The sequence below is a fragment of the Paenibacillus pasadenensis genome (genome assembly GCF_002864175.1).
GTDB lineage: Bacteria > Bacillota > Bacilli > Paenibacillales > Paenibacillaceae > Paenibacillus_O > Paenibacillus_O pasadenensis.
On record NZ_NFEZ01000004.1, the window covers coordinates 827,859 to 853,285 of the forward strand.

21 protein-coding genes are annotated in these 25,427 nt (G+C 65.4%); 15 read left to right on the top strand and 6 right to left on the bottom strand.

The window, feature by feature from the left end:
* Window positions 1-68: 68 nt before the first annotated feature.
* The 9 genes from B8V81_RS13260 (at window position 69) to B8V81_RS13295 (ending at window position 10,685) form a co-directional block, all read left to right on the top strand.
* The gene (locus B8V81_RS13260) at window positions 69-602 is read left to right on the top strand and encodes a thiol-disulfide oxidoreductase DCC family protein (protein ID WP_101808525.1); all 534 of its coding nucleotides are present in this window, start codon (window positions 69-71) and stop codon (window positions 600-602) included.
* A complete protein-coding gene (locus tag B8V81_RS13265) occupies window positions 595-1,833 on the top strand; it encodes a DoxX-like family protein (protein WP_244912760.1) in 1,239 nt (412 codons plus the stop codon). Before B8V81_RS13260 ends, B8V81_RS13265 begins: the two co-directional genes overlap by 8 nt.
* A 169-nt stretch (window positions 1,834-2,002) precedes the next feature.
* Complete coding sequence (locus B8V81_RS13270) at window positions 2,003-2,704, top strand: DUF4166 domain-containing protein (RefSeq protein WP_101809405.1); 702 nt, start codon at window positions 2,003-2,005, stop codon at window positions 2,702-2,704.
* Between the two features lie 264 nt (window positions 2,705-2,968).
* Window positions 2,969-4,129 carry a phosphotransferase enzyme family protein gene (locus B8V81_RS13275; RefSeq protein WP_101808526.1) on the top strand — a complete coding sequence of 387 codons (1,161 nt, stop codon included), beginning with the start codon at window positions 2,969-2,971 and terminating at the stop codon, window positions 4,127-4,129.
* Window position 4,130: 1 nt separating this feature from the next.
* Window positions 4,131-4,619 carry a GrpB family protein gene (locus tag B8V81_RS13280; RefSeq protein ID WP_101808527.1) on the top strand — a complete coding sequence of 163 codons (489 nt, stop codon included), beginning with the start codon at window positions 4,131-4,133 and terminating at the stop codon, window positions 4,617-4,619.
* Window positions 4,620-5,283: 664 nt separating this feature from the next.
* Window positions 5,284-7,008 carry an ABC transporter ATP-binding protein gene (locus B8V81_RS13285; RefSeq protein ID WP_101808528.1) on the top strand — a complete coding sequence of 575 codons (1,725 nt, stop codon included), beginning with the start codon at window positions 5,284-5,286 and terminating at the stop codon, window positions 7,006-7,008.
* Window positions 7,009-7,063: 55 nt separating this feature from the next.
* Window positions 7,064-8,971 (top strand): ABC transporter ATP-binding protein, encoded by a 1,908-nt coding sequence (locus tag B8V81_RS13290; protein ID WP_425320496.1) that lies wholly within the window; start codon window positions 7,064-7,066, stop codon window positions 8,969-8,971.
* Window positions 8,972-9,226: 255 nt separating this feature from the next.
* Window positions 9,227-10,201, top strand: coding sequence for a beta propeller repeat protein (locus tag B8V81_RS24825; protein WP_127464480.1), 975 nt, complete (start codon window positions 9,227-9,229; stop codon window positions 10,199-10,201).
* Between the two features lie 178 nt (window positions 10,202-10,379).
* The gene (locus tag B8V81_RS13295; RefSeq protein WP_028600091.1) at window positions 10,380-10,685 is read left to right on the top strand and encodes a hypothetical protein; all 306 of its coding nucleotides are present in this window, start codon (window positions 10,380-10,382) and stop codon (window positions 10,683-10,685) included.
* A gap of 391 nt (window positions 10,686-11,076) precedes the next feature.
* Here the strand turns inward: B8V81_RS13295 and cstA are convergent, their stop codons facing one another.
* The 3 genes from cstA to B8V81_RS13315 form a co-directional block, all read right to left on the bottom strand.
* The gene (gene cstA / locus B8V81_RS13300) at window positions 11,077-12,870 is read right to left on the bottom strand and encodes a carbon starvation protein CstA (protein ID WP_028600092.1); all 1,794 of its coding nucleotides are present in this window, start codon (window positions 12,868-12,870) and stop codon (window positions 11,077-11,079) included.
* A gap of 421 nt (window positions 12,871-13,291) precedes the next feature.
* Window positions 13,292-14,071 carry a LytR/AlgR family response regulator transcription factor gene (locus B8V81_RS13310; RefSeq protein ID WP_028600093.1) on the bottom strand — a complete coding sequence of 260 codons (780 nt, stop codon included), beginning with the start codon at window positions 14,069-14,071 and terminating at the stop codon, window positions 13,292-13,294.
* The gene (locus B8V81_RS13315) at window positions 14,043-15,842 is read right to left on the bottom strand and encodes a sensor histidine kinase (protein ID WP_028600094.1); all 1,800 of its coding nucleotides are present in this window, start codon (window positions 15,840-15,842) and stop codon (window positions 14,043-14,045) included. Before B8V81_RS13315 ends, B8V81_RS13310 begins: the two co-directional genes overlap by 29 nt.
* Window positions 15,843-16,078: 236 nt before the next feature.
* Here B8V81_RS13315 and B8V81_RS13320 point away from each other — a divergent pair, with 236 nt between their 5' ends.
* Both B8V81_RS13320 and B8V81_RS13325 read left to right on the top strand, forming a co-directional pair.
* Window positions 16,079-16,345 carry a hypothetical protein gene (locus tag B8V81_RS13320; RefSeq protein WP_043111681.1) on the top strand — a complete coding sequence of 89 codons (267 nt, stop codon included), beginning with the start codon at window positions 16,079-16,081 and terminating at the stop codon, window positions 16,343-16,345.
* A gap of 84 nt (window positions 16,346-16,429) precedes the next feature.
* On the top strand, window positions 16,430-16,708 hold the full coding sequence (locus B8V81_RS13325) for a hypothetical protein (RefSeq protein ID WP_127464496.1): 279 nt from the start codon (window positions 16,430-16,432) through the stop codon (window positions 16,706-16,708).
* 145 nt (window positions 16,709-16,853) lie between these two features.
* On the opposite strand, the gene B8V81_RS13330 is transcribed toward B8V81_RS13325, so the two are convergent.
* Window positions 16,854-17,294, bottom strand: coding sequence for a VOC family protein (locus B8V81_RS13330; protein ID WP_028600096.1), 441 nt, complete (start codon window positions 17,292-17,294; stop codon window positions 16,854-16,856).
* A gap of 139 nt (window positions 17,295-17,433) precedes the next feature.
* Between B8V81_RS13330 and B8V81_RS13335 the strand changes: the two genes are divergently transcribed.
* Window positions 17,434-18,177: a copper homeostasis protein CutC gene (locus B8V81_RS13335; protein WP_052333498.1), complete on the top strand. Its 744-nt coding sequence runs from the start codon at window positions 17,434-17,436 to the stop codon at window positions 18,175-18,177.
* Between the two features lie 257 nt (window positions 18,178-18,434).
* Entirely contained in the window at window positions 18,435-21,905 is a 3,471-nt protein-coding gene (locus tag B8V81_RS24830; RefSeq protein WP_425320497.1) for an OmpL47-type beta-barrel domain-containing protein, read from the top strand.
* 698 nt (window positions 21,906-22,603) lie between these two features.
* Here B8V81_RS24830 and B8V81_RS13345 read toward each other — a convergent pair.
* On the bottom strand, window positions 22,604-23,560 hold the full coding sequence (locus B8V81_RS13345; RefSeq protein ID WP_101808530.1) for a hypothetical protein: 957 nt from the start codon (window positions 23,558-23,560) through the stop codon (window positions 22,604-22,606).
* Window positions 23,561-23,724: 164 nt separating this feature from the next.
* On the opposite strand from B8V81_RS13345, the gene B8V81_RS13350 reads away from it, so the two are divergent.
* Together B8V81_RS13350 and B8V81_RS13355 are read left to right on the top strand one after the other, a co-directional pair.
* Window positions 23,725-24,114, top strand: a complete 390-nt coding sequence (locus B8V81_RS13350) for an MmcQ/YjbR family DNA-binding protein (protein ID WP_043111682.1) — start codon at window positions 23,725-23,727, stop codon at window positions 24,112-24,114.
* 93 nt (window positions 24,115-24,207) lie between these two features.
* Window positions 24,208-24,768, top strand: coding sequence for a hypothetical protein (locus B8V81_RS13355; RefSeq protein ID WP_101808531.1), 561 nt, complete (start codon window positions 24,208-24,210; stop codon window positions 24,766-24,768).
* A 96-nt stretch (window positions 24,769-24,864) separates the two neighbouring features.
* On the opposite strand, the gene B8V81_RS13360 is transcribed toward B8V81_RS13355, so the two are convergent.
* Entirely contained in the window at window positions 24,865-25,266 is a 402-nt protein-coding gene (locus tag B8V81_RS13360) for a VOC family protein (protein ID WP_028600099.1), read from the bottom strand.
* Window positions 25,267-25,427 lie beyond the last annotated feature (161 nt).

Here is a 25,427-nt window from a genome sequence, read left to right on the forward strand (position 1 = left end):
GGCAGCGGTACGATGAAGGCAGATCAGGGACGGCCACGGATAGCCGTCCCGCGAAGGGAGGGAGCCGCATGAGGCCGATCGAGGCGGTGGCGCTGGTGGACGGGGAGTGCGCGCTATGCGGCGGGCTGGCTCGTTTCGCGGCCAAAAGAGAGCGCGCGGGCGGACTTCGCTTCGCCGCTCTCCAGTCGGAGGAGGGGCAGTATCTGCTGCGCGGCCACGGGCTCGACGGAGCGCGGACGGACAGCTTCGTGCTGCTGAAGGACGGGCGCGCCTACGCGCGCTCGTCCGCCTCGCTCGAGCTGTTCCGGCTGCTGGACGGGGGGTGGCCGCTGCTGAGCGCCCTTCGCCTCGTGCCGCGGCCGCTGCGCGACGCCGCTTACGCCGGCATCGCCGCCGTGCGGCATCGGCTCGGCCGGCTGACTAGAGTCGGCGCGCCGATCGGCGTGCACGGAGTAGCTTGCTCCGTGGAGCAAGGACGCGAGCTGAGCGGCCGGCTGCTGCAAGGCATGGAGCAGGCGCGGACGTTTCGGCTCGGGCAGGAGCGGCTGGCGAGAGAGGATGCTGCGGCGGCATCGGAGACGGGAGGCGGAAAAGATGCGTGAGCGGAAGATAGAGGCTGCGGCGGAAGCCCGCCGCCAGCCGGAGCAGGTGGAACCGTCGGCGGAGGCTCGCAGGCAGTCCGGTCGGCCGGAGTCGCCAGCTGAAGCCCGCCGCCAGCCGGAGCAGGTGGAACCGTCGGCGGAGTCTCGCAAGCAGTCCGGTCGGCCGGAGCCGTCCGCCGATGCTCGCAGACCCGTTGGCAAGCCCGTATACGTCGAGCTGGCCATGCGCTGCACGATGGAGGAGCTCTGGCGGCATACGCAGCAGCCGGAGCGGCATGAGCGCTGGGACCTGCGCTTCAGCTCGATCCGCTATCTCCCGCGCGAGGAAGGCGAAGCGCAGCGCTTCCTGTACACGACGCGCATCGGCTTCGGGCTGGCGATCCGGGGCAGCGGCGCGACGCGCGAGCGCACCGGTTCGGATGGCGTGCGGGTATCCGCGCTGCAGTTCCAATCACCGCAAAGGCTGTCGCTCATCCGCAGCGGCGCCGGCTTCTGGCGGTACGAGCCGGGCGAGCGGCCCGGCGAGCTGCGCTTCCTGACGCGCTACACGTACTCGACCCGCTTCGGCGCGTCCGGCCGGCTGCTGGACCGCTTCGTCTTCCGCCCGCTCATGGGCTGGGCGACCGCCTGGAGCTTCGACCGGCTCCGCCTCTGGCTCGAAAAAGGCTGGGCGCCCGAGCTGACGCTGCGCCTCGCGCTCGTGTACGCCGTATCGCTGGCGCTGCTCTCCGGGCTGTGGCTGTACGAAGGCCTCGTGCCCAAGCTGCTGCTGCCGTCGTCGGAGGAGCTGCGTCTGCTGCATGGCCTCGGCTTTTCGCCGGAGGCGGCCCGGATGTCGCTGGCCGCGCTTGGGCTCGGCGAAGCGGCGCTTGGAGCGGCGCTGCTGCTCGGCCGCTCCGCCCGGCTGCTGCGCTGGCAGGGCGTGCTGCTCGCCGCGCTTGCCGCCGGCGCGCTGATATCCCGCCCGGAGCAGCTGGCCGAGCCGTTCAGCGCGCTCACGCTGACGCTGCCGATGCTCGGCCTGAGCGCGGCCGCGCTGCTGGCGCAGCCCTTCGTCCCGCGCGCCGGCCGCTGCCGCCGCCAGCCGCCGTCCGCATCGGAAGCGGCTCGGCGCCGAGCGGATGCCGATTCGCCGCTCCGCTCGCGTTCGGGCGCGGACGGATCGCACGGTGCCGCTGACATCCCACTCGACTTCGAAAGGAGCCTTTTCGATGATCCGTCCTCCCGCTGATTCCAGCGCCTCGATCACGCCCTGCGGCTTCGCTTCTTCCGCAGCCTCGATCACGCCTCGCGGCTTCGCTTCTTCCGCATCCGCGAGCGTTCTCCGCCGTTCAAGCCCTGCCGGCGCTTCCGCTCTGCAGCTGCCGCCCGCGCCGCCCGCCGCCTCCGCGGCGGACCGCATGCCGCTTGGCCTGGACGAAGCCCCACGCTCCATCTATGAGCAGGCGCTCGGAGCCCGCTTCGCGGAGCTGCATCCTCGCATCCGCGAGCGCTTCTCGCTGCACAGCCGCTCCGGCCTCGCCGCGCTCGGCACGGGAGTCATGCACGAGGTGTGGCATAATCGGCTGGCCGCGCTTCCGCTCTGCATCGGAACGACGCGCCATATCATGTTTCCGCAAAGCGGCTGCGACGTGCCGTTCACGATCCGCAACTACGCTTACCGCGACCGCTTCGGCCGCGAGACGGTCACCTGGATCCGCTCATTCCGCTTCGGCCGGCAGGAGCGCCGCTTCGACGCGACGATGATCTACAGCCGCGAGCGCGGCTGCATCGTCGATTATCTCGGCAACCGCCAGCATCTGGCGGTGGACATCGAGGCGGAGCCGTCGGAGCGGGGCGGCATCCGCATCCGTTCGGGCGCGCAGCGCTTTTACGAGGGCTGGCTCGGCTTCCGCTTCCCGGAGCTGCTGACCGGCGCGGCCGATGTGCATGAGTGGTACGACGACCGCGCCTGCCGCTTCCGCATCGAGGTGCGCGTGCGCAATCCGCTGCTCGGCGACGTGTTCCGCTACGACGGCAGCTTTGCCGGCGAGCTGCTGGAGGTCGGCCAGGAGCCGCCGCCGGCGGACGTCCTGCCGCGGAGGACCGAGGGGCGCGAGTAGCGGACGGGGCGCAGCCGCCGGCTTGATCCGGCCTGGAGCGGGTCTGCCGGCCGGGCGCCTGCCGTCCCAAGGCCCTCCTCCTTTGAAAGGGATGCTCCGCCGGCTCTTGTTTCTCCGTATGCGGATCTGGACCTTTCTCCCGCCGCTCGCCCGCTCTGTCCACTCTCGCTCAGCCTGTCGCTCGGCTGCTCTCGCTCCGCTCTTTCCGCTATAACCGTTCTTGCCCTGAAGCTCCTCTTCCGCTGGAAGGGGAGTTCGTTTACGATGGAAGGAAAGCCGCGCTACGGTCCGGTTCGATGCGGCCTCGCCGCCCCCGGCAGCCGCTTTTCCCATCCCAAAACGACAGGAGACCTGTTCATGGAAGCGAGCGTATCCATCCTTTTCACCCCCGACATCCTCGCCCGCGCCGCCGAGGCGTTCGGCCTGCAGGGAGAGCCTCGCAAGCTGGGCGACTTCGAAAACTACCTCTTCGAGCTGGAGGATCGCGAGGGCGATCCGGCGATTCTGCGCCTCACCCACAGCAGCCACCGCAGCGCGGAGCAGGTGGAGGAAGAGCTCCGCTGGCTGCGCCATCTGGCCGCCTCAGGGCTGGAAGCGGACGTCGCCGCCTGCGAGCCCGCGCTCTCCGGCGAGTGGGTCGTGCCGCTGGAGGCTGCGGACGGCAGCCGGTTCTACGCCAGCCGCTTCCGCAAGGCGCCCGGCGCCCGCGCCGCGGCCGGGCCGGACGGCTGGGATCCGGCGCTCGTGCGCGAGTGGGGCGCCGTCACCGGTCGCCTGCATCGGGCCAGCGCCTCGTATGAAGCTCATCATCCGCGCCATCATTGGCATGAGGAGGAGCTGACCGTGAGCCGCGGCCAGTATCTGGCCGGCGAGCCGGAGCTGCTGGACCGGTTCGAAGAGGTGCTGGAGGAGCTGCGGCGGCTGCCGCTTGCGGACGACAGCTACGGCCTCATCCACGGCGATATCCACCAAGGCAACTTCCACGCGCATGAAGGCAAGCTGACGGTGTTCGACTTCGACGACGCGGAGTACAACTGGTTCGTGCACGATCTGGCGATCCCGCTCTACTACGCGCTCGGCGGAGCGGCGGTGCAGCAGCTGCCGGAGGTCGAGCGGGAGGCGTACGCGGCTGCGTTTTTCCAGCCTTTTTACGAAGGCTACGCCTCCGAGCATGAGCTGGACCTGGACTGGCTGGACCGGATCGGGCTGTTCATGCGCATGCGGGACCTCGTCCTCTACACCGTGCTGGCCAAGAAGCTCGACGAGTCGGAAAAGGTCGGCCGCATGGCCGACTGGATCGCCGAGATCCGCGCCCGCATCGTCGCCGGCGAGCCGATCTCCAAGCTTGACTTCCGCGCGCTGGCGGCCGAAGCGGCGGGACAGCCGGCTCCGGCGGCCAAGGCGGCATCGGAACGGAGGGACTGACATGGAGCGGATGTCGCTGAGCCGCGATCCGGCTCTGTTCGAGCGGGCGGAGGCGGCCTTCCGCCGGGAAGCCGCCCGCATCCGCGAGCTGCTGCCGGACGCGGACGTCCAGCATATCGGCAGCACGGCGGTGCCGGGCAGCCGGACCAAGGGCGACCTCGACCTGCAGGTGCGCGTGCCGCTGGAGCGGATGGCGGAGGCGGAGGCCGCGCTGGAGCGGCTTTACGACGAAAACGAGGGCAGCGGCCGGACGGAGAGCTTCCGCTCGTTCAAGCGCGACGACGCCGATCCGCCGCTCGGCGTGCAGCTGACGGCGATCGGGTCGGACATGGATTTTTTCGCGCGGCTCCGGGACGCGCTGGCAGCCGATCCGCAGCTGCGCGAGCGGTACGACGCGCTCAAGCTCCGGTTCGACGGCGAGAGCATGGACGAGTACCGCGAGGCCAAGGCGGCGTTTTTCGCGGAAATTTTGGGTAGGGGGGCGAATTAGTCTTCGGGCGAAAGAATATGCCCTTCGTCTAGGAGCACCGTGCCCTCCTACGTCCCGCCGAACGCCCGATCCAAGGCACAAATCTGCCCTGGATCCGCCGGAATCCCGCCGAACAGCCCAATCCAAGGCACAAACCTGCCCTGGATCCCCGGGAATCCCGCCGAACGGCCCGATCCAAGGCACAAACCTGCCCTGGATCCCTGGGAATCCCGCCGAACAGCCCGATCCAAGGCACAAACCTGCCCTGGATCCGCCGGAATTCCGCCGAACAGCCCGATCCAAGGCATAAACCTGCCTTGGATCCCCGGGAATCCCGCCGAACAGCCCGATCCAAGGCACAAACCTGCCCTGGATCCGCCGGAATCCCGCCGAACGGCCCAATCCAAGGCACAAATCTGCCTTGGATTTTTTCCATGCCTCCAAAACCTGTCCGCCGAACCGCGCAGCCCGTCCTCGCATCCGGACTGGACGGGCAAGGCAGCGCGCCGCGCCGGTAACCGCTCGCTCCTTCTTGCCAATAGGCGAAGAACCGATCAAGCCAAGCGCCATCCCAAAGGCCCAGCCCGCCGCCATGCCCGCCGCCGCCAATCTCTTATTTCTAAGATAGAGTTGGGGTATACTGGTAGCATAGAGACCATCATCCGGGAGGTGCACCACTCGACTCATGGACAAGGTTCTGTCATCGCTGGGCAAGTACCGGCTGTCGGCCGGCGTCGCCCTCTTCATGATGCTGCTGGAGCTGGCCGTCGAGCTCTCGCAGCCGTTCATCATCTCGCGCATCATCGACGCGGGCATCCGCGCCGGCGACACCGGCGTCGTCTGGATGTGGGGCGGCGTGCTGGCCGGAGGCGCGCTGCTGGCGTTCGCGGCAGGCATCATCGGTTCCTACTATGCGGCCTACGCCGCCCAAGGCTTCGGCTACGACCTGCGCGAGCGGCTCTATGCCAAGGTGCAAGGCTTCGCCTTCGAGACGTTCAGCCGCTTCGCCTCCTCCTCGCTCATCACCCGCCTGACCGGCGACGTGAGCCAGGTGCAGGAGACGATCTTCATGGCGCTGCGCTTCATGACGCGCATCCCGCTCGTCGTGGCTGGAAGCGTCATCATGGCGATGGTCGTCAACCTCAAGCTCGGCCTCATGCTGGCGGCGAGCGTGCCGCCGCTGCTGCTGTTCGTCTGGTGGATGATCCGGCGCGCGGGCCGCTTGTTCCAGCTGGTGCAGCAGCGGCTTGACCGGGTCAACGGCGTCATTCAGGAAAATCTGACCGGCATCCGCCTCATCCGCGTCTTCGTCCGCATGGACCAGGAGAACCGCCGCTTCCGCGAGGCGAGCGGCGAGCTCATGCGCGGCACCGTCGGCGCGCTGCGGCTGACCGAGACGACGCTGCCGTTCATCATGCTGCTCGTCAACGCGGCGATCCTCGCGATCCTCTGGTTCGGCCGGCTCGACATCGCCTCCGGCACGGCGACCGAGGGCGAGACCGTCGCCGTCGTCAACTACGCGCTGCGCACGATCGGCGCGATGAGCATGCTCGCGTGGATCGCCGCGATGTTCTCGCGCGCGGGCGCCTCGGCGGGCCGCATCCGCGAGGTGCTGCGCTCGGGAGACGCCGCCTCCAGCGCCGAGCGCGCAGGCGTCGAGCGACTCGCCGGCGCGGATGTCGAATTCAAAAACGTCTCCTTCACCTATCCGGACAGCGACCGGGCGACGCTGGAGGACATCTCGTTCCGCGCGCCGGCCGGCTCGCGGATCGCCATCCTCGGCGCGACCGGCTCCGGCAAGTCGGCGCTCGCCCAGCTGCTGCTGCGGCTGTACGACGCGGACGCGGGCGAGGTGCGCGTCGGCGGGACCGACGTCCGCCGGCTCGACGTGCGCTCGCTGCGCGGGAGCATCGGGTACGTGCCGCAGGAAGCGGTGCTGTTTTCCGGCACGGTGCGCGAAAACATCGCCTGGGGCCGCCCGGAGGCGACCGACGCGCAGATCGCCGAGGCCGCCCGCGCCGCCCAGCTGCACGAGACGATCCTGAACCTGCCGCAGGGCTACGAGACGCGGCTCGGCCAGCGCGGCGTCAACCTGTCCGGCGGCCAGAAGCAGCGGCTGTCGATCGCCCGCGCGCTCGTGCGCGAGCCGCAGCTGCTCGTCCTCGACGACAGCACGAGCGCGCTCGACGTCAAGACCGAGGCCGCGCTGCTCGGCGAGCTCGAGGCGCTGCGCTGCACGACATTCCTCATCACCCAGAAGATCGCATCGACCGCTTCGGCGGATCTCATCCTGCTGCTCGACGAAGGGCGCCTGATCGCGTCCGGCGCGCATGCGGAGCTGCTGCGCGGCTCCGGCCTGTACCGCCGCATCGTGGAGTCGCAAGCGGGAAAGGAGGCGCGCCATGCGTGAACGATGGCTGGACCCGTTCCGCGTCCCCCAGCCGGAGACAGACTCTGCCGCCTCCATGCCGGAGGCGGCGCAAGGCGGCGGCCATCGCGGCGGCACGCGTCCCAAGGCCCGCGCGAAAAACATGTCCGGCACGCTGCGGCGGCTATGGGGCTACCTGGCGGAGCGCAAGCTCAAGCTGACGGCCGTGCTGGCGCTCGTCGCGCTCAGCTCCGGCCTCGCGCTGCTCGGGCCGTACCTCGTCGGCCAGGCGGTCGACCTTTATCTCGATGAAGGCGCGGCGAACGCGCCCGATTTTCCATGGGGATGGTTCCTGCTGCTGCTTGGCGGGGTGTACGTGCTGACCTCGGCCGTCTCCTGGACGCACAACGTCTGGATGATCTCGATCGCGCAGGAGACGGTGTACCGGCTGCGGACCGACCTGTTCACGCATCTGCACCGGCTGCCGATCCCGTTCTACGGGCGGCGCCAGCAGGGCGAGATCATGAGCCGCCTGACCAACGACATCGAGAACGTCAGCGGCACGCTAAACAGCTCGGCGATCCAGATCTTCTCCAGCGTGCTGACGCTCGTCGGCACCGTCTCGGTCATGCTGTGGCTGAGCCCGCTGCTGACGCTGCTGACGTTCACGGTCGTGCCGCTTATGTTCATCGGCATCCGCTGGATCACCCGCCGCACCGGCCCGCTGTTCAAGGTACGCCAGCGCAGCCTCGGCGAGCTCAACGGCTACATCGAGGAGACGCTGTCCGGCCAGCGCATCATCAAGGCGTTCTCCCAGGAGGAGCGCGTCCAGGGCGAGTTCCGCGCGCGCAACGAAGGCATCCGCGCCGCCGGCTTCTGGGCGCAGACGATCTCCGGCTTCATCCCCAAGGTGATGAACAGCCTCAACAACCTCAGCTTCGCCATCGTCGCCGGCATCGGCGGCATCCTCGCCACGCGGGACGTCATCACGGTCGGCACGATCATCGTGTTTGCCGAGTATTCCCGCCAGTTCACGAGGCCGCTCAACGACCTGGCCAACCAGTGGAACACGCTGCTGTCGGCGATCGCGGGGGCGGAGCGGGTGTTCGAGATCATGGACGAGGACACGGAGGAAAAGGAAGACGGCGCGGCGCAGCCGATCGAGCGCGTCTTGGGGGAAGTGCGGTTCGAGCACGTCGGCTTCGCGTACGACGAGGGCAAGCCAATCCTTTCCGGCGTCAGCTTCACGGCTCGGCCGGGCGAGATGATCGCGCTCGTCGGTCCGACCGGCGCGGGCAAGACGACGCTCATCAACCTGCTGTCGCGGTTCTATGAGCCGACGGAGGGACGGATCACGCTCGACGGCCGCGACCTGGCGTCGATCCGGCGGGACAGCCTGCGCTCGCAGATGGCGTTCGTGCTGCAGGACTCGTTCCTGTTCGAGGGCACGATCCGCGAGAACATCCGCTACGGCCGGCTGGACGCCACCGACGCGGAGGTCGAGGAGGCCGCCAAGCTGGCCAACGCCCACAGCTTCATCGTGCGCCTCAAGGGCGGCTACGACAAGCGGTTGAGCGCGGACGGCAGCGGCATCAGCAGCGGCCAGCGCCAGCTGCTCGCGATCGCGCGGGCGATTCTGGCCGATCCGTCCATGCTCGTGCTCGACGAGGCGACGAGCAGCATCGACACGGTGACGGAGATCAAGATCCAGGAAGGGCTGCAGCGGCTCATGCAGGGCCGCACGAGCTTCGTCATCGCGCACCGGCTCGGCACGATCCGCGAGGCGGACCGCATCCTCGTGCTCAAGGACGGCCGCCTGCTGGAGCACGGCTCGCATGAGGAGCTGCTGGCGCAGGACGGCTTTTACGCCGAGCTGTACCGCAGCACGCAGCGCGGCGAGTCGGTCGACAGCGCCAGCGAGTCGGCGGGGTCGAGGGTGTCGGAGGCGGCAGAGGCGGACGTGCAAGCCGCCGGCTCCGGTCCGAAGCGCAGCTCTTTCAAGTGACGAGGCCAATAGAGAAACAGCCGTCCCGGGTTGCCGGGACGGCTGTTGGTCGTTGCGGAAAGGGGAGACGACTCGGCCCATGGGCTCTGTTTCTCCGACCGCCTCAGGCCTCTTCTCTTTTGGACCATCTGTGCCAAAGCGTCGGGTAAAGACATTCTTTTTGGGAACCACTCTAATGTACTCTCTTAGGACCCTCGATAAAATAGATATAGGATTTTACGGATTAAATAACTCTTTATAGTTGGAGGAGTGTTGTTGAGAAGAGCGGGACTTGTACTTTCACTCATGTTTATTATTTCTATAACAGCAATCATCGTAAATTATTTTTCGAAAGATAATCTGACCGTCTTAGAATCTGACGATGGAATAATAGCTGAATGGAATAAGAAACCTCTTGATGGAATAGTCACCTCTATTGCTTTTGGAAACTCCATGTTCGTGGGAGTAGGAAATGGGATAATCGTTACTTCCACCAATGGAGTTGATTGGAGAAGTATCGTCAATGATTCCGAATTTAATTATAATGAAGTATTAAATGATATTAGATTTGTTGAAAATCAATTCATTGCAGTTGGTAATAATGTGATTTATAGATCGTTAGATGGAATCGAATGGGTTAAAGTATTGGAAGACTTTAAAAATCAACGTCATAATGTTGCATATGGAAATGGTGTTTTTGTTTCTTTGGGACATGGAGGTGTGATGAGATCCAAAGACGGAATATCATGGGATTACGATGAATCCTCCCTATATTGGAGTCCAAGAAGTGATTTATGTTTTGCAGATGGGAAATTTGTTGCCGTTGGCCCTTATGAAGCATCTACTTCCAAAGACGGCGTTTCATGGGAGACCACGCAATTTCCTTATATGGATGGAGGAGGGTATCTAACTTCAATTGCATATGGGAATGGAAAGTTTATTGCTATAGGTGGATTAGATGATAATGGAGCTGTTATATGGAGTTCATTAGATGCTATAAAGTGGGATCCTGTTTTACGAGTAAAAGATACCTTCCAAAATGGGCATTTTTTTAATAATAATTTTTACTTTGTTGGAAACAATGTAATAATCAATTCTTCGGACGGTGTTAATTGGAGTATAAAAAATATTCCTAAAAATAAATTCATTTATGACGTTGCCTACGGGAATGGAGGGATAATCGGAGTAGGTAGGTTGGATGAAGATATCGAATTTAAGTATAGAGATGTTTCTCTTAAGCTAAATTATTAACCGCAGCAGGCTGGTGTGCAGGGCGAGTAGGATAAGGACGCTGGCAATTTAGGTCACGCTCCACCCCCTTGCTGACTACCGTTTGGAATAAGCTGCTTTAAGTTCGGCGTCTTCGCTGTGCTTCATCATCTGCGTGATCGGAGGGAGGATAATTCTTCGCAGGGCCGGCGTGCCAGCCATGGCATTTCTTTACGGACTGATGTTCATCTTTTCCATGCTCATCCTGGCTTATGCGATTTTGAGCCATCCTCGCAAAGGGGAGGCCGCTCTGTTCGCGCTTCTGCAGCTGCTGCTGCTGAACAGCGTCTACTCGGTGTACAAAATGATGGCGCTGAAGGGCTCGACGGAAAGCGACAGCTACCTGGTTCTGTTTCGAACGGACTCCTCCGGAGCGGAGAATGCGGCGCTGTTCTCCTTCGCTGCGGCTTTGCTGACGCTGGCGGCCTATATGGCGGCACGGACGTCGCGAGCCAATCAGGAATGAAGCCGACGACTGGACCCCTTGGATTTCTAACGATACGGACGAGCGCTATTCGGCGTTTTTGCGTGCTTTTTTGAGGCTAACGAAACTGAGAGACGCTATTTGGTTGAAAAAGCCGTGTTTGGAGCGAATTCGGCGGCAATAAGGTCATGTAGGTTCGTTAAAATTCAGCGAGGCGAATATTTTACGGAATAAGGCTTGTCAGTATCGTTAGCCCGGAGGCCGAGGGGAGGGAGGCTTCGGCCAAAGGGCAGCTCCGGCCAGCGGCTGAGCGCGGTCGGCAGCGTCATCAAAAGGCGGTCTGAGCGTATTTCTTTGGGGAATGGCAAAGATAAAAAACCGGAATGCCCGAAGGCATCCCGGTTTTTTGCTCTGCTTTTCAACCCGTGCCGTCCTAAGCCTTCATCGACCCGAGCTTCGCCCGGGGATGGTTGAACGTCTGGATCCAGTTGCGGATGGCCGCGACGATGATGATGATGCCGAGCACGAGCATGATGATCGACAGCACGCCGTTCAGCACGTTGTAGCCGGCGGCCGCAGCGTTCAGGTACACGTTGGTCACCATCCAGTAGCCTGCATAGTTGACGGTGACGAACAGGTAGGCGAGCGGGATGAGGCAGGTCAGCATGTAGCGCCGCTTGTCGGCGACGCGCAGGATGACCGTCGCGCCGATGATGAGGCCGATCGAGGCCATCAGCTGGTTGGAGACGCCGAACAGCGCCCAGACGGAGCTGATGTCGCCGGAATACAGCAGGTAGCCCCACATGAAGCAGGCGAGCACGCTGGCGAAGATCGTGCCCGGCACCCAGTCGACGCGCTTCAGCGGCTTGTAGATCTCGCCGAAGAAGTCCTGGATCAGGTAGCGGGAGACGCGCGTGCCGGCGTCGATCGCGGTCAGGATGAACACGGCTTCGAACATGATGACGAATTGGAAGAAGTACGGCGCCATGTTTTCGAACCACGGAATCTTGGTGAAAATGTACGTCATGCCGACGGCCAGCGTGACCGCGCCGCCGGTGCGGCCTTCGAGCTCGAGGCCGATCTCGCGGTTCAGCTCGGACAGATGCACGGTGCTCATGCCGAGCGCCTCGAACACTTCCGGCTTGGAGTTGATGGCGAAGTAGTCGCCCGGCATCAGGGCCGTGGCTGCGATCAGCGCCATGATGGCGACGAGGCACTCGACGAGCATCGCGCCGAAGGCGACCGGCTTGATGTCGCTCCAGCGGTTGATCATCTTCGGCGTCGTGCCGGAGCCGATGAACGCGTGGAAGCCGGAGATCGCGCCGCAGGCGATCGTGATCGAGATGAACGGCCATACCGGTCCGGCGATGATCGGGCCGCCGCCGCCGATGAACTGCGTGAACGCCGGGAACTGGATCTCCGGGTTGATGACGAAGACGCCGATGATGAGCGCGATGAACACGCCGATTTTCATGAAGCTGCTGAGGTAGTCGCGCGGGGCGAGCAGCAGCCATACCGGCAGGGCGGCGGCGAAGAAGGCGTAGATCGGCAGGATGATCGCCAGCGTCTTGGCGTCGATCGTCAGCCAGTCGCCGAGCATCGTGTCCTGGATGTACGGACCGGCGAACACGCCGATTAGGAGCAGGATGAAGCCGACGGTCGAGGCGAGCTTGAGGTTGCCGGTCTTTTTGTAGAACAGGCCGACGCCCATGGCGATCGGGATCGTGATGGCGACCGCGAACGTGCCCCAAGGGTTGTTCTCGAGCGCATGCAGCACGACCATCGACAGGCCGGCCATCGTGATCGTGATGATGAACAGCATGGCCAGGCCCGTGCAGAAGCCGGCGACTGGACCGAGCTCCTCCTTGGCGACCTCGGACAGCGACTTGCCGCCGCGCCGCATCGAGGCGAACAGCACGACCGCGTCATGCACCGCGCCGCCGACGACGGCGCCGATCAGCAGCCAGAGCAGGCCGGGCAAATAGCCGAACTGCGCCGCGAGGATCGGACCGACGAGCGGACCGGCTGCCGCGATGGCCGCGAAGTGGTGGCCGAAGGCGACCCATTTGTTGGTCGGGACATAGTCCTTGCCGTCCTCCAGCTCATGCGCCGGCGTCGGCTTGGAGTCGTCCAGCTTGAGCACTTTGTAGGCGATGAACGTTCCATATAGGCGGTAGGCGATCAGAAGGAAACAGATCGACCCGATGACGATTGAAACCGCATTCATGTTGTGACCTCCCTAAGAAACCCGTTGTTTCGTCCAGCATAAGGGATGCAAACGGGTTCGGGAGCGTTTTCACGATGAAAAGCGGCCGTCGGGGGATGAAATGCACGGCGAGCCGGATGAGCGGAAGCGCCTTCACGAAAAAGTCGGGCGCTTGGAGCGTCCTGGGGCCGGGGATAGGCTCGGCCAAGCAGCCGCTTCGGCGGCCGTCGGGAGACCCTGCGCCTGCCGCTCCGCCTGCCGCTCCGCCTGCCGCTCCGCCTGCCGCTCCGCCTGCCCCTGCGCCTGCCGCTCCGCCTGCCCCTGCGCCTGCCGCTCCGCCTGCCGCTCCGCCTGCCGCTCCGCCTGCCCCTGCGCCTGCCGCTCCGCCTGCCCCTGCGCCTGCCGCTCCGCCTGCCGCTCCGCCTGCCGCTCCGCGCCCCGCCTACCACCCGAGCCGCTGCTTCAGCTCCTTGAGATGGGTGCGGCTGACCGGGACTTTGTCGCCGGAGCGCAGGATGAGCGTGCAGGTGGAGTGGAACCACGGCTGGATTTCCGCGATCGCGTCCACATGGACGAGGAACGCCCGATGCACGCGCGCGATCGGCGTGCCCTGCAGCTTCTGCTCGAACGCGACGAGCGGCTCGGCGCTGACGTAGGCTTTGCCGTCCGCGAGCGCGATGCGCGTCTTGCCCTCCTCGGAGGCGAGGTAAAGGATGTCGCCGACCGGCAGCAGCATGATGCGCTCGTCGACGGCGACGGCGAGCTTGCCGGTGCGGCTCGGCGCCGAAGCTCCCGGAGCTGCCGAGGCATGCGCCGCTCCGCCGCCGGCTGCGCTGCCGCCGCCCGGCTGCGAAGCCGCTTCGAGCCGCCGCGACAGCTTGTCGATCGTCTGGCGGATGCGCTCCTCGTCGTACGGCTTGAGGATGTAGTCGGCCGCGTCCAGGTCGAACGCCTGGAGCGCATGCTCGTCATAAGCGGTCGCGAACACGATCGCGGGCGGCCGCTCCAGCCGCTGCAGCCGGCGGGCGACGTCGAGTCCGCTCGCCTCCGACAGCTGGATGTCGAGGAAGACGACGTCGGGCGCGGAGTCGGCGATGCCGCGCAGCGCCTCCTCCGCCGTCTCGGCCTCGCCGACGATGTCGACCTTCCGCGTCCGCCGGAGCAGATAGGCCAGCTCGTCGCGCGCGAGCGGCTCATCCTCGACGAGATAGACTTTCAACATAGGGCTCTCCTCCTGTCTGCGCCTGGGAGCGGACCGGCACGGCCAGCACGACGGTCGTGCCCTCGCCGGGGCGGCTGATGATCTCGAACGACGCCTCTCCCTGATAGATTTCCTCGATGCGGGTGCGGATATTATGAAGCGCCGTGCCGGTGCCCGCTGCCGATTCGACCGGCTCGCTGCCGATCGACGAGAGCCGCTCCGGCGCGATGCCGACGCCGTTGTCCTGCGTCTCCAGCCGCATCCGCTCGCCGTCTCGGACGGCGCGGACGGACACGCGGAACGGGCGCTTCCCCTTCAGCGCCGGGCCGAAGGCATGGCGGACGGCGTTCTCCACGAGCGGCTGCAGCGTGAACGGCGGCACGAGCACGGTTTCGAGCTCCGGATCGATGTCCAGCCGCACGTCGTAGCGGCCGGGGAAGCGGGCCTTTTCCAGCGTCAGATACGCCTCGACATGCTCCAGCTCGCTGCGCAGCGGGATGAGCATCTGCCGCGCGCCCTGCAGGTTGCTGCGGAAAAAGACGCCGAGCTGCAGCAGCAGCTTGCGCGCCGTCTCGGGCTCGGTGCGGACGAGCGCGGAGATCGTATTGATCGCGTTGAACAGGAAATGCGGATGCACCTGCGCCTGCAGCGCCTTGACCTCCGCGTCCTTGAGCAGGCGGCTGAGCCGCTCGGCCTCCGCGAGCTCCAGCTGGGTCGAGAACAGGCGGCTGAGCCCTTCGGCCAGCTCCTGTTCGACGAGGTCCATCTGCAGCGGATCGGTGAAATACAGCTTGAGCGTGCCGGCCGTCTGGCCGTGCACGCGCAGCGGCAGCACGATCGCGGCCCGCAGCGGGCAGCCCTCATGCTCGCAGGCGATCGCCTCGCGCGTCTTGGCCTTGAGCAGCGTCCCGTGCTCCAGCACGTTGCGGGTGAGCTGCGTCGACAGGCTCTGCAGCGGGATGTGATGGTCGGAGGCGGCGCCGGCGTGGGCGAGCACCGTCTCGCGGTCGGTGATGGAGATCGCGTCGGCCGTCGTCTCGCGCAGCATGATGGCGGCGACCTCGCGCGAGGAGCGGACGTTCAGCCCCTGGCGGAAATACGGCAGCGTCAGGTCGGCGATATGCAGCGCCTTGTACGTCTGCAGCGCGCTCGTGCGCTCGCCCTCCTGCAGGATCGACTGGATGAACAGCATGAACAGCAGCGTGCCGAAGCCGTTGATGACGATCATCGGCAGCGCGATCACCTCGACGAGCTGCAGCGCCGTATCGAGAGGCCGCGCGAACAGCAGGATCAGTCCCATCTGAATGCACTCCATGACGATGCCGATGACGACGGCCCAGCCGGTCATGCGCTTGCCGGCGCGCCGCAGCCGCGGCCCGAGCAGGCCGGTGACGATGCCGGCGAAGATCGTGGAGAAGCCGCAGGCATAAGCGGTGAAGCCGCCGAGCGACATCCGGTGCAGGCCGGCGACGAGGCCGGCGCCGAGGCCGACGAGCGGCCCCCCGAGCAGGCCGCCGAGCGCGACGCCGAGCACGCGCGTATTGGCGATCGCGCTGTCCGCGTCGACGGCGGTCTGCCACGGCTCGGTGGCGACGAGGCCGCCGCTGATCTTGATGCCGGTATAGTTGCTGACGATGCCGAACACGCCGAAGATGGCGATGAGCAGCAGCTTGTCCTTGAGCCGATGCTCGTGGCGGATGATCTGGCGGAACGACTTCATGCGCGAGAGCAGGAAGACGATGATGAGCAGCAGGCCGACGCGCTCCAGCATGAGCGGCAGCAGATGGACCACGGGCATTCCCTCGCTTTTATGGATCGGGTTCTGCGACTGATTATACCCTAAAAAGCCCAGCCTGCGGCGGGACCCCTCGGGCGAGAAAGCTGGAGTTTCAAGTCATCTTCCATTAAAATGGAATCAGACCAGAAATTGCATGACATCCGCGCCGGCTTGCCGCAGCTTTTGCGGCGGCCGGCCGCCGACTTCCGCCTGGCCGATACGCCGTCCGACTTTGCAAAGGAGGCATTTCCATGGCTTACAATCCGTTTGAGGACAAGTCGCTCCATCTTACCGTGCCGCCGTCCATGCCCGAGGAGCTGAAGGACCGCGAGCCGTTCAATGACGTCATCCGCCACGGCCATATTGTCACCGGCTTCCGCATAAGCCGCTCGCTGCGGCATCTTCCGGCTTGGCTGAATCGGCCGCTGCGCCTGCTGATCGCGGCCCATGTGCTGGTTTTCCTCGGGTCGGTCCTTCACGAATCCGTCGCGCTGGCGTTGGAATTGCTGCCGTTCTGAGCGTTATTTTCTCCGATGCTGCTAATTTCTTGCCCATATGGGTAAAAGAAGGGAATAGGAAATCCGAAGCGGAGGTCGGTGAAGATGAACGAATACCGATTGTTGGACGGAAGCCTGCTCATGACCGACGGCAAGCTGCTGCTGCTCAAGCGCCCCGGCAGGGAGCCGGAGCCGGCAACGGCGGAGGAGGCGCTGCCCGAGCTGCTGGAGCTGCTGGAAGCCCAGCGCGTCAGCAAGGTGGCGCGGCTGCAGATGGAGATCGCCCAGGCGCTGGACGAGTCGATGAAGCTTGGCGCCGAATCGGCGGCCAAGATCGTCATCGACGCCTACCGTCCGGTGCTGGACGAGCGGACGACGCAATAAGCCAAAAAGGACGAAGGCCGGGCTCCTGCTCGGCTTCGTCCTTTTTTTGATATGGAATCAAGTCTATCTGCGCTGGCTGCCGAAAAATCGCTAAAATAGGGGATGAAGACGAGCCCGGGAGGGGAGCGAGCACGGCAAGCCTTGGTTAGGCTTGCTGTTCTTGGCCTTCCGCATAGGCGGCTGCGGCCGCGGCAGGATCGTAGAACATGATCTCGATCAGATGGCCGTCGAGGTCCTCGATGCTGCGGGAGTACATGAATCCCATGTCCTGCGGATCGGCCGCCTCGGCCGCGCCGGCAGAGAGCGCCTTGCCGATCAGCTCGTCTACCTGCTCGCGGCTGTCGGCGGAGAGGGCGAGGATGAGCTCGCTCGTGCGCGCGTCGGCGATGTCCTTGCGGATGAACTTTTTGTAGAACGGGTGGATCAGCAGCATGAGGAACGTGTTCTCGTTGAGGATGACGCAGGCGCCCTCGTCGTTCGTCATCTGCTCGTTGAACTCCAGTCCAAGCGAGCGGTAGAATGCTGTGGAGCGCTCCATGTCCTGCACGGGCAGGTTGATGAAGGTCATTTTCGGCGCGTAAGCCATGTTCGATCTCTCCTTTAATCAGGCGGATTCGGGGATGAGCCTATTGTAGCCCTTCCGCCGAGGGGCCGTTTCTTCTGGATCGCCATGATGGGCAAAAAAAGACGAAAAGCGACGAGTCGCGAAAAGGGAGATGCGCAAAATGAAGCTGGAAATCATCGCGACGAGGCCGGAGGACGCGCTGGCCGCCGAGCGCGGCGGAGCGGACCGGATCGAGCTCGTCAGCGGCATGCTCGAAGGCGGGCTGACGCCGAGCATCGGGCTGGCCGAGGCGGTGGCGGAGCGGGCGTCGATCCCGGTGAACGTCATGATCCGGCCGCATAGCCTGAGCTTCCGCTACGACCGGGAAGAGCTTGCGGTGATGCGCGCGGACATCCGCGCCATCCGGCGCACGCGCGCGGCGGGCATCGTGCTCGGCGCGCTGACGGCCGAGCGGACCGTCGACGCGGCGGCGCTGGAGCTGCTGCTCGGGGAAGCCGAGCATCTGAGCGTGACGTTCCATCGCGCGTTCGACGAGGCGCGCGACCTGGAGGAAGCGCTGGCGGCGCTCGCCCGCTACCCGCAGATCGACCGCATCCTGACGTCGGGCGGCCGCCGGACCGCGCCGGAGGCGGCGCCGGAGCTGCGCCGGCTCGTGCAGGCCGCGGCGGGCACGGGCATCGAGATTCTCGCCGGCAGCGGCATCCGGGCCGTCGGATTGGCGGAGCTCGTCCGCGAGACGGGCATCCGGGAGGTGCATGCGGGATCGTCCGTCCGCGTCGACGGGCATCCGCTGCGGCAGGTTTTGCCGGAGCGGGTGCGCGAGCTGCGGGACATTCTCGGCCGGCTGGAGGCGGAGAGGGCAGCCGCAGGCGGGAGCGGCGGCCAGCCGCCGCTCCGAAGCTGACGCGGCCGCGGCAGAGATCGTGCGCGCGCGGAAAAGGAAGGGCGAAAAGCCCTTCCCCGCCGCTGTCGAAGCGTGACTGGAAGATCAGGACGAATTTCCTGATCTTCTTTTTTTTACAAATTTTCAACCCTCGAGAACCGATGTGCATGCTACGATAGGGCCACAGTCCGCCGGGAAGGCGGCTGATTCGCAGCAGATCTCGGAGGAGGATCCGGATGAAGGACAAGCACCCGTCCCGCAGCTGGGGCAAAAGATGGATGAGCGCGCTGCTCGCGGCAGCCGTCGCGCTGCCTGCGGCGCCGCTCGCCTGGGGAGGCAGCGTCGCCCATGCCGAAGGACCCGCCGACCCGGCGCCGTTCATCAAGGCCAAGGTCGTCAACCACAATGCCGGCAAGAAGATCCTGTTCGACAACGCGCACGGCAATACGGCCGGAGCGGCCGATTGGGTCATCGACGGCGGCTTCTCGGACTTCGGCAACGCGCTCGCGCAGAACGGCTACGATGTGCAGGAGCTGCGCAAGTCCGGCCCGATCGCGCTGGCGGACCTGCAGCCGTACGACGTGTTCGTGACGGCGGAGGCGCAAGTGCCGCTGAAGGCGAGCGAGCAGGCGGCGCTGGCCGCGTACGTGGACGGGGGCGGCAGCGTCTTTTTCATCGGGGACCACTACAACGCCGACCGCAACAAGAACCGCTGGGACGGCAGCGAGGTGTACAACGGCTACCGCCGCGGAGCGTGGAGCAATCCGGCCAAAGGGATGAGCGCCGAGGAAGCCGCGTCCGCCGCGATGCAGGGCGTCGTCAGCTCCGACTGGCTGGCCGAGCAGTTCGGCATCCGCTTCCGCTACAATGCGCTCGGCGACCTGAACGCGAACGTCATCGTGCCTCCGGCGCAGTCCTTCGGCATCACGCAGGGCGTGGGAGCGGTCGCGATGCATGCCGGCTCCACGCTCGCGATCGTCGACCCGGCCAAGGCCAAGGGCATCGTCTACGTGCCGAAGACGACCCAGAAATGGGGCAGCGCCGTCGACCAGGGCGTCTACAACGGCGGCGGCGTCGAGGAAGGCCCGTACGTCGCCGTTTCCAAGAAGGGCGCAGGCAAGGCGGCGTTCATCGGCGACTCCTCGCCGGTCGAGGATGCGACGCCGAAGTACCTGCGGGAGGAGACGGGCGCGCGCAAGACGACGTATGACGGCTTCAAGGAGCAGGACGACGGCCGGCTGCTCGTCAACCTGATCGACTGGCTGTCCGTGGACGAAAGCTACACGAGCTTCGCCCAGGTGGACGGGCTGCAGCTCGACTCGCCGACGCCGCTGCTCGCGATGGAGAATCCGGCCGCGTCGACCGAGCCGCAGGCCGAGCCTTGGGCCGCGCCGAGCGCCGGCTACAAATGGTACGACCCGGCGACGTTCAAGGCCGGCTCCTACGGCTATGTCGGCGGCTCGACGCCAAGCCCGAGCGCTTCGCCGACGGCGTCGCCGAGCGGCACCCCGACGCCGACAAGCTCGCCGACGCCGGCTCCGGGCACGGTCGGCTACGGCTTCGAGGCGCAGGCCGTGCTGCCGAATTCCGGCGCCGAGTTCCCGCTGCGCGTCACGGCGAGCGGCCTGACGCCGGGACAGACGGTGTCCGGGTACAGCTTCGGCGTGTACACGACAGCGAACGGCACGCAGATCGCCCAGGTGCAGAATGCCGACGGCAGCTGGCCGAGCGCTTATGCGTACAGCGCGGCGTTCAGCCTGCAGGCGGACAGCGCGGGCTATGCGTCCAAGGAGCTGACCGTACGGCTGAAGCCCGGCTCCAGCGGCGCTGCCAACATGCGGCTGCGGCTGAACGGCACGAACCTCAAGACCTCCCCGGCGACGCTGGGCGACGTGCCGGCGGAGCCGCTGCCGACGCCGACGCCGACAGCAACGCCGCCGGCCAGCCCGAGCGCGACGCCAACGGCGACGCCGACGCCGAGCGCGACGCCGGAGCCGACGGCAACGCCGACGCCAAGCCCGAGCGCGACGCCGAGCGTCAGCCCAAGCCCGACGCCGGCGCTGTCGATTGCCGCGGCGCGGGCGCTGCCCGCCGGCACGACCGTGACGCTGACCGGGACGGCGCTGCATGAGCCGGGCATCTACGGCGGCGGCGAGTCGTTCTACCTGCAGGACGAGAGCGGCGGCATCTACGTCTACCAGAGCGCGCCCGGCGTCAAGGCCGGCGACCGCGTGACGCTGACCGGCCGGCTCGCCGTCTACAACACCGAGCTGGAGCTGACCGACCTGAGCGCGCTCAGCGTCGTCGGCGGCGGAGCGCCGCCGGCGGCCGCCGATGCCGTCGGCGTCTCGGACGCCAACCAAGGCATGCTTGTCTCGATCGGCGAGGCGGTCATCTCGAATCTCGCCGACGCGGCTCCGAGCGGATCGTTCGAGTTCGATGCGACGACCGATGCCGGCACCAAGACCCGTATCCGCGTCGACGTCCGCACTGGCCTGAGCCGGAGCGAGTTCGGCTACGGCAACGGCGACCGCGTCGTGCTGCAGGGCATCGCCTCGATCTTCAAGGGAACCTATCAGCTCAAGCCGCGCGGACTGGAGGATATCGCCGCCCCGGCAGACCGCATCGCGCCTTCGACCGCGCTGACGCTGTCCGGCGAGCCCAATGCGGCAGGCTGGCATCGCGAGCCGGCCGCGTTCACGCTGGCTGCGACGGATGACCGGGCCGGCGAGCTGGCGACCTTCTACACGCTGAACGGCGGGGAGCCGATCCGCTATGCGGGACCGGCGTCCGTCGAAAGCGAGGGCGAGACGACGATCCGTTACTACTCCGTCGATGCGGCCGGCAACCGCGAGGCGGCCAAAACCGCCGTCGTGCGCCTCGACCGCACCGTGCCGACCGTCCAGCTGACGCAGTCCGGCGCTCCGGTGACGGACGCTGGCTTTACGGACGAGCTGCGCTTCGAGCTCGCCGCCTCCGACGCGATCTCCGGCATCGCGGCGAGCGAGCTGCTGCTGGACGGACTGCCGATCGAGAGCGGCAGCTCGCGGCTCGCGGCCGATCTTGGACTCGGCAGCCACACGATCCGTTATGTCGTGACCGATCTTGCGGGCAACGTGGCGGAGCAGACGACGGCGTTCCAGGTGCGGGCGCAAGCGGGCGGCGCGTCCGGCGCTCCGGGCGTGCCGGTGCTGAGCGACGACAGCGGCCACAAGAACGGGCTGCGGGACGGCCAGTATGCCGTGACGATGAATTTGTGGTGGGGCGAGAACGGCTCCATTTTCCGACTCTATGAAAACGGGATGCTCGTCCGTACCGAGGTGCTGGCGGACCGCACGCCGGCCGCCCAATCGGTCCGCACCGAGTTCAGCGGCAAGAAAAACGGCGTCTACGTCTACACGGCTGAGCTGATCAATCCGCATGGCGTCACGAAAAGCGCGCAGCTCCGCGTCGCCGTGACCGACGCCAATCCGGGCAAGCCGTCCGTGTCGCACAACAACTGGGACGGCGACGGCAGCTACCGCATCTCGGCCAATCTGTGGTGGGGCACGAACGCGACGGAGTACCGGCTGTACGAAAACGGCACGCTCATCGACGTCCAGGCGCTGAGCGCGTCGACGCCGAGCGCGCAGGCCGCGTTCACGGACCTTGCCGGCCGTGCGCCCGGCGTCTATAGCTATCGCGTCGAGCTCGTCAACGCCGCCGGCGTCACGTCGAGCGACACGATCCAGGTCGTCGTCAGCCGCTGACGCTGAAGCTGAAGCGTGGAGACGCGCAGCGCTTGTGGGTCTTCTCCGCGGGGAGCGAAGCCTGAGAGGAGCGAGCTCTGAGCGAAGCAGATCCTAGAGGGCGGATCCTGATAGGCGGATTCCGAGAGAAGCGGATCTTAATGAGCGGAAGGGGCGAACCCTGAGAGGCGCGGCCTTGCGGGAAGCATGGCCTCGGGTTGAAATGCGCATCGGTATCCCAGCAGAGCGCCACAGCGAAGGAAGCGGGCTCCTTAACGGCAAAAATGGCGTTAGGAAGCGCCACAGCGAAGGAAGCGAGCTCCTTAACGGCAAAAATGGCGTTAGGACGCGCCGCAACGAAGAAAGCGAGCTCCTAAACGGCAAAAATGGCGTTAGGACGCGCCAGCAGCCGGCGCCGGGGCAGCCCTAAGAGTTCTTGCTCCTTAAAAAAAGCAAAAACCGGCTGTCGCAGCCGGTTTTTGCTTTTTTTAGTTTCTTGAATCTGGAAGGAGGCACAAGTGGGCGGCGCCGCGCAACCCGAATTGATCGGGCTGCAGCCGCTGAACGAGGCCGCGCGAGCTATGCAACCCGATTTAATCGGGCTGCAGCCGCTGAACGAGGCCGCGCGAGCTATGCAACCCGATTTAATCGGGCTGCAGCCGCCGAACGAGTCCGCCCGCGCCGCGCAGCCCGACCCATTTCGGGATGTCCTCGCTCCGTCAAGCGCCGGTCGGCGCCTGGACGCTCAGCCATTTCTTCACGTCGTCGGTGTAGTTTCCGTCATTGCGCTCGACGACCGTCAGGAAGTTTTTGACCTTCATCAGCAGCGGAGTGAAGCTGCTGGAGCTGGCGGCGTCGGCGACGGCCTTCTTGTAGGCGGCCAGCGCCTCGGCGTCGATCTTCTTGGTATCGTAGTCGAACAGCGGCGTATTGTTGCTGCCGTAGAACAGATGCGTCTTGAGCTGCTCGTAGCGCTCGCTCACCGCCTTGTAGCGGTTCGAGCTCCTGTACTGCAGCAGGAACTTCTCCGCGTCGAGATCGCGCTGCAGCAGCTCGCCCCAGCCGATGACGAGACCGGCGTCGCGCAGCGTCGGCTTGCGCACCTCGTCGGCCATCAGCTTGACGTACAGCTGGATGTCGGCGGTGACGCGGCTTTTCCAGTTCTCGTACAGCGGGTAGTTGATCACCGGGAAAAACATGCCCTCCGCCGTCGCGACGGCATAGCCCTGATCGCGAGAATCGGCCAGCAGCTTGCGGACGCTCTCGCCCTTCGCATGCTTCAGCAGCGACGTATACGTGCCGCTGCCGCCCGCCCTCCAGGCGTCGTCGATCGCCTTTTGCACGCCGCTCTGCTCATAGCGCTGCTGCAGCTTGCCGAGCGCGGCGTTTTGGGCGTTCTCCAGGCGCAGCGCCATCATCGAGGCGGTCCAGCTGTCGACCTTGGACAGATGGTTGTTCAGGTAGTTGACGGCTCGGGCGAGATTGCCGGAGGCGAGGATCGAGATGTACTCCCGGTAGTGCTGCTGGGACGAGGACGCTTCAGTCACGGCCGTAATGGCCGCATGGCCCGGCGCCGGGGCCGGCTGGCCCTCCAGCGCGAAGGCGGAGCCGGCTCCGCCAGCCGTCAGCGACAGGACGAGCAGCGATGCGGCTGTCGTTTTCAACCTCTTTTTCATGATGATCTCCTCCTGTGTTGGATGGGATGCTGCGGTTGCTCTCTCAGACGGTTCTTACACGAGAAGGTTGCAGGGCAATCACGGACACGGGCCGCGCATCCCTTGACCGGCAAGCGATTAAGTGCGATAACCAGTAGCAGGATCAACCATTCGGGAGGTAAACGATGAACCACGAAAAGCTTCTGCGGATCGGCCTCGGCTACCCCGGCGCGAGCGTGAAAACCCCGTTCGACCCGCATATGCCGGTGCTGTTCGTGAAGGACAAGATGTTCGCCCTGCTCGGCTCCACCGGAGGGGTCGAGAGCGTCAATCTCAAGGTCAGTCCGGACGAGGCGTGGCTGCAGCGGGAGACGTACCCGGACGCGGTGCTGCCGGGCTATCACATGAACAAGCGGCACTGGAACACCGTCGTGCTCGGCGGCGCCGTGCCGGACGACGTCGTGGAGGGCATGCTCCAGGAGAGCTATCTGCTCGTCGTGGCGGGCTTGCCCAAGGCGGTTCGAGCCGAGCTGGCGGCCAGCTTGAAGCGGGCGTTTCCGGATCGCGGCGATTAGGTGGAAGCGGAACGAGGTAAGGGAAGGGAAAGGAGCTTGCTGCTCAGGCAGGCTTTTTTGCTATTTCACCGACAACGAGGGAGGAGCAATCCCATGACCATGAAAACGAAAAAAGCGGCCGTGCTGCTGCTCGGAGCCTCGATCGCGCTCGCCGCCTGCTCCAATGCGAAGAACGAGCCGAGCCCGTCCCCGACGGCCGCGGCTCCATCGCCGCAAGCGTCGGCGAGCGTGCAGCCGTCGGGGGCGGCGCCGCCCGCCGAGACCGGCGGCGCGGACAATGCCGGCAGCGGGGCCGAGGCCGGAGCCGTCCGCTATTTCGGCGAGTGGAAGGTGACCGGCGACGTGGCCAGCACGCCCGTATCCGCCGGACCGGATGAATCCCTGATCGGCCAGGAGGCGTCCTTCTCCAAGGAATCGGCCCGCTTCGGCGACGCCGAGACGGCGAATCCCGTGTACGAGGAGAAGTCCTTGACCGCCGAGCAGTTCGCTCAGGATTACCGGATGCAGCTGAGCGACCTCGGCATCGAAGGAGAGTCGGCGCAGACAGTCGAGATCAAAGATTTCGCGGGACCGAGCGGCATGTTCTTCATCAAGGACGACTCGACGCTGCTGATGATTCTGGACGGCGTATTCTACGAGCTGAGCCGGGCTTGACCGGCTGAACGGCCCAAAAAGGCTGTCCTCGAAGGTCAACGAGGTTGACCGGGGACAGCCCTTTTTTGATTTTCCGACGAAACGGCGAAGCTCCGGCTACCGGGTCTGCTGCTCCGTCGTAATCATCCAGTTCACGCCGAAGCGGTCCGTCAGCTGGCCGAACAGCGTGCCCCAGAACGCCTGCTCGAGCGGATGGTAGATTTGGCCGTCCTGCGACAAGCGGTCAAAGGCGCTGCGCGCATCCGCGTCGTCCGTGAACTCCAGCGACAGGAACGTATGGCTGCCCGGCTGCGGCGTCAGGATGCCGTCACATAGGAAAAACGTCACGCCGCCGGCGACGATCGTCATGTGGAGCACCTTGTCCGAGGCGTCCGGTCCGGCGCCGGGCATCTGGTCATGCGTCATGACGTTCAGAATTTCGCCGCCGAGCGCTTCGATATAAAATTCCGCCTGCTGACGGGCGTTGACGGACATGAGGTACGGAGTAAGCTTGGCCATGGAGGATTCCAACCTTTCGAAGGGGAGTGTGCTTTCACGTCTAAGCATAACCGAACCAGGGGAGGCGGATTTCTTCCGGATCGCCATCCTGACGGAAGGCGTCCGTTCGGCCGCTCGTCCGGCTCGAGACTCTTTGTGCGCGGAGCCTCATTCCGGCGGAG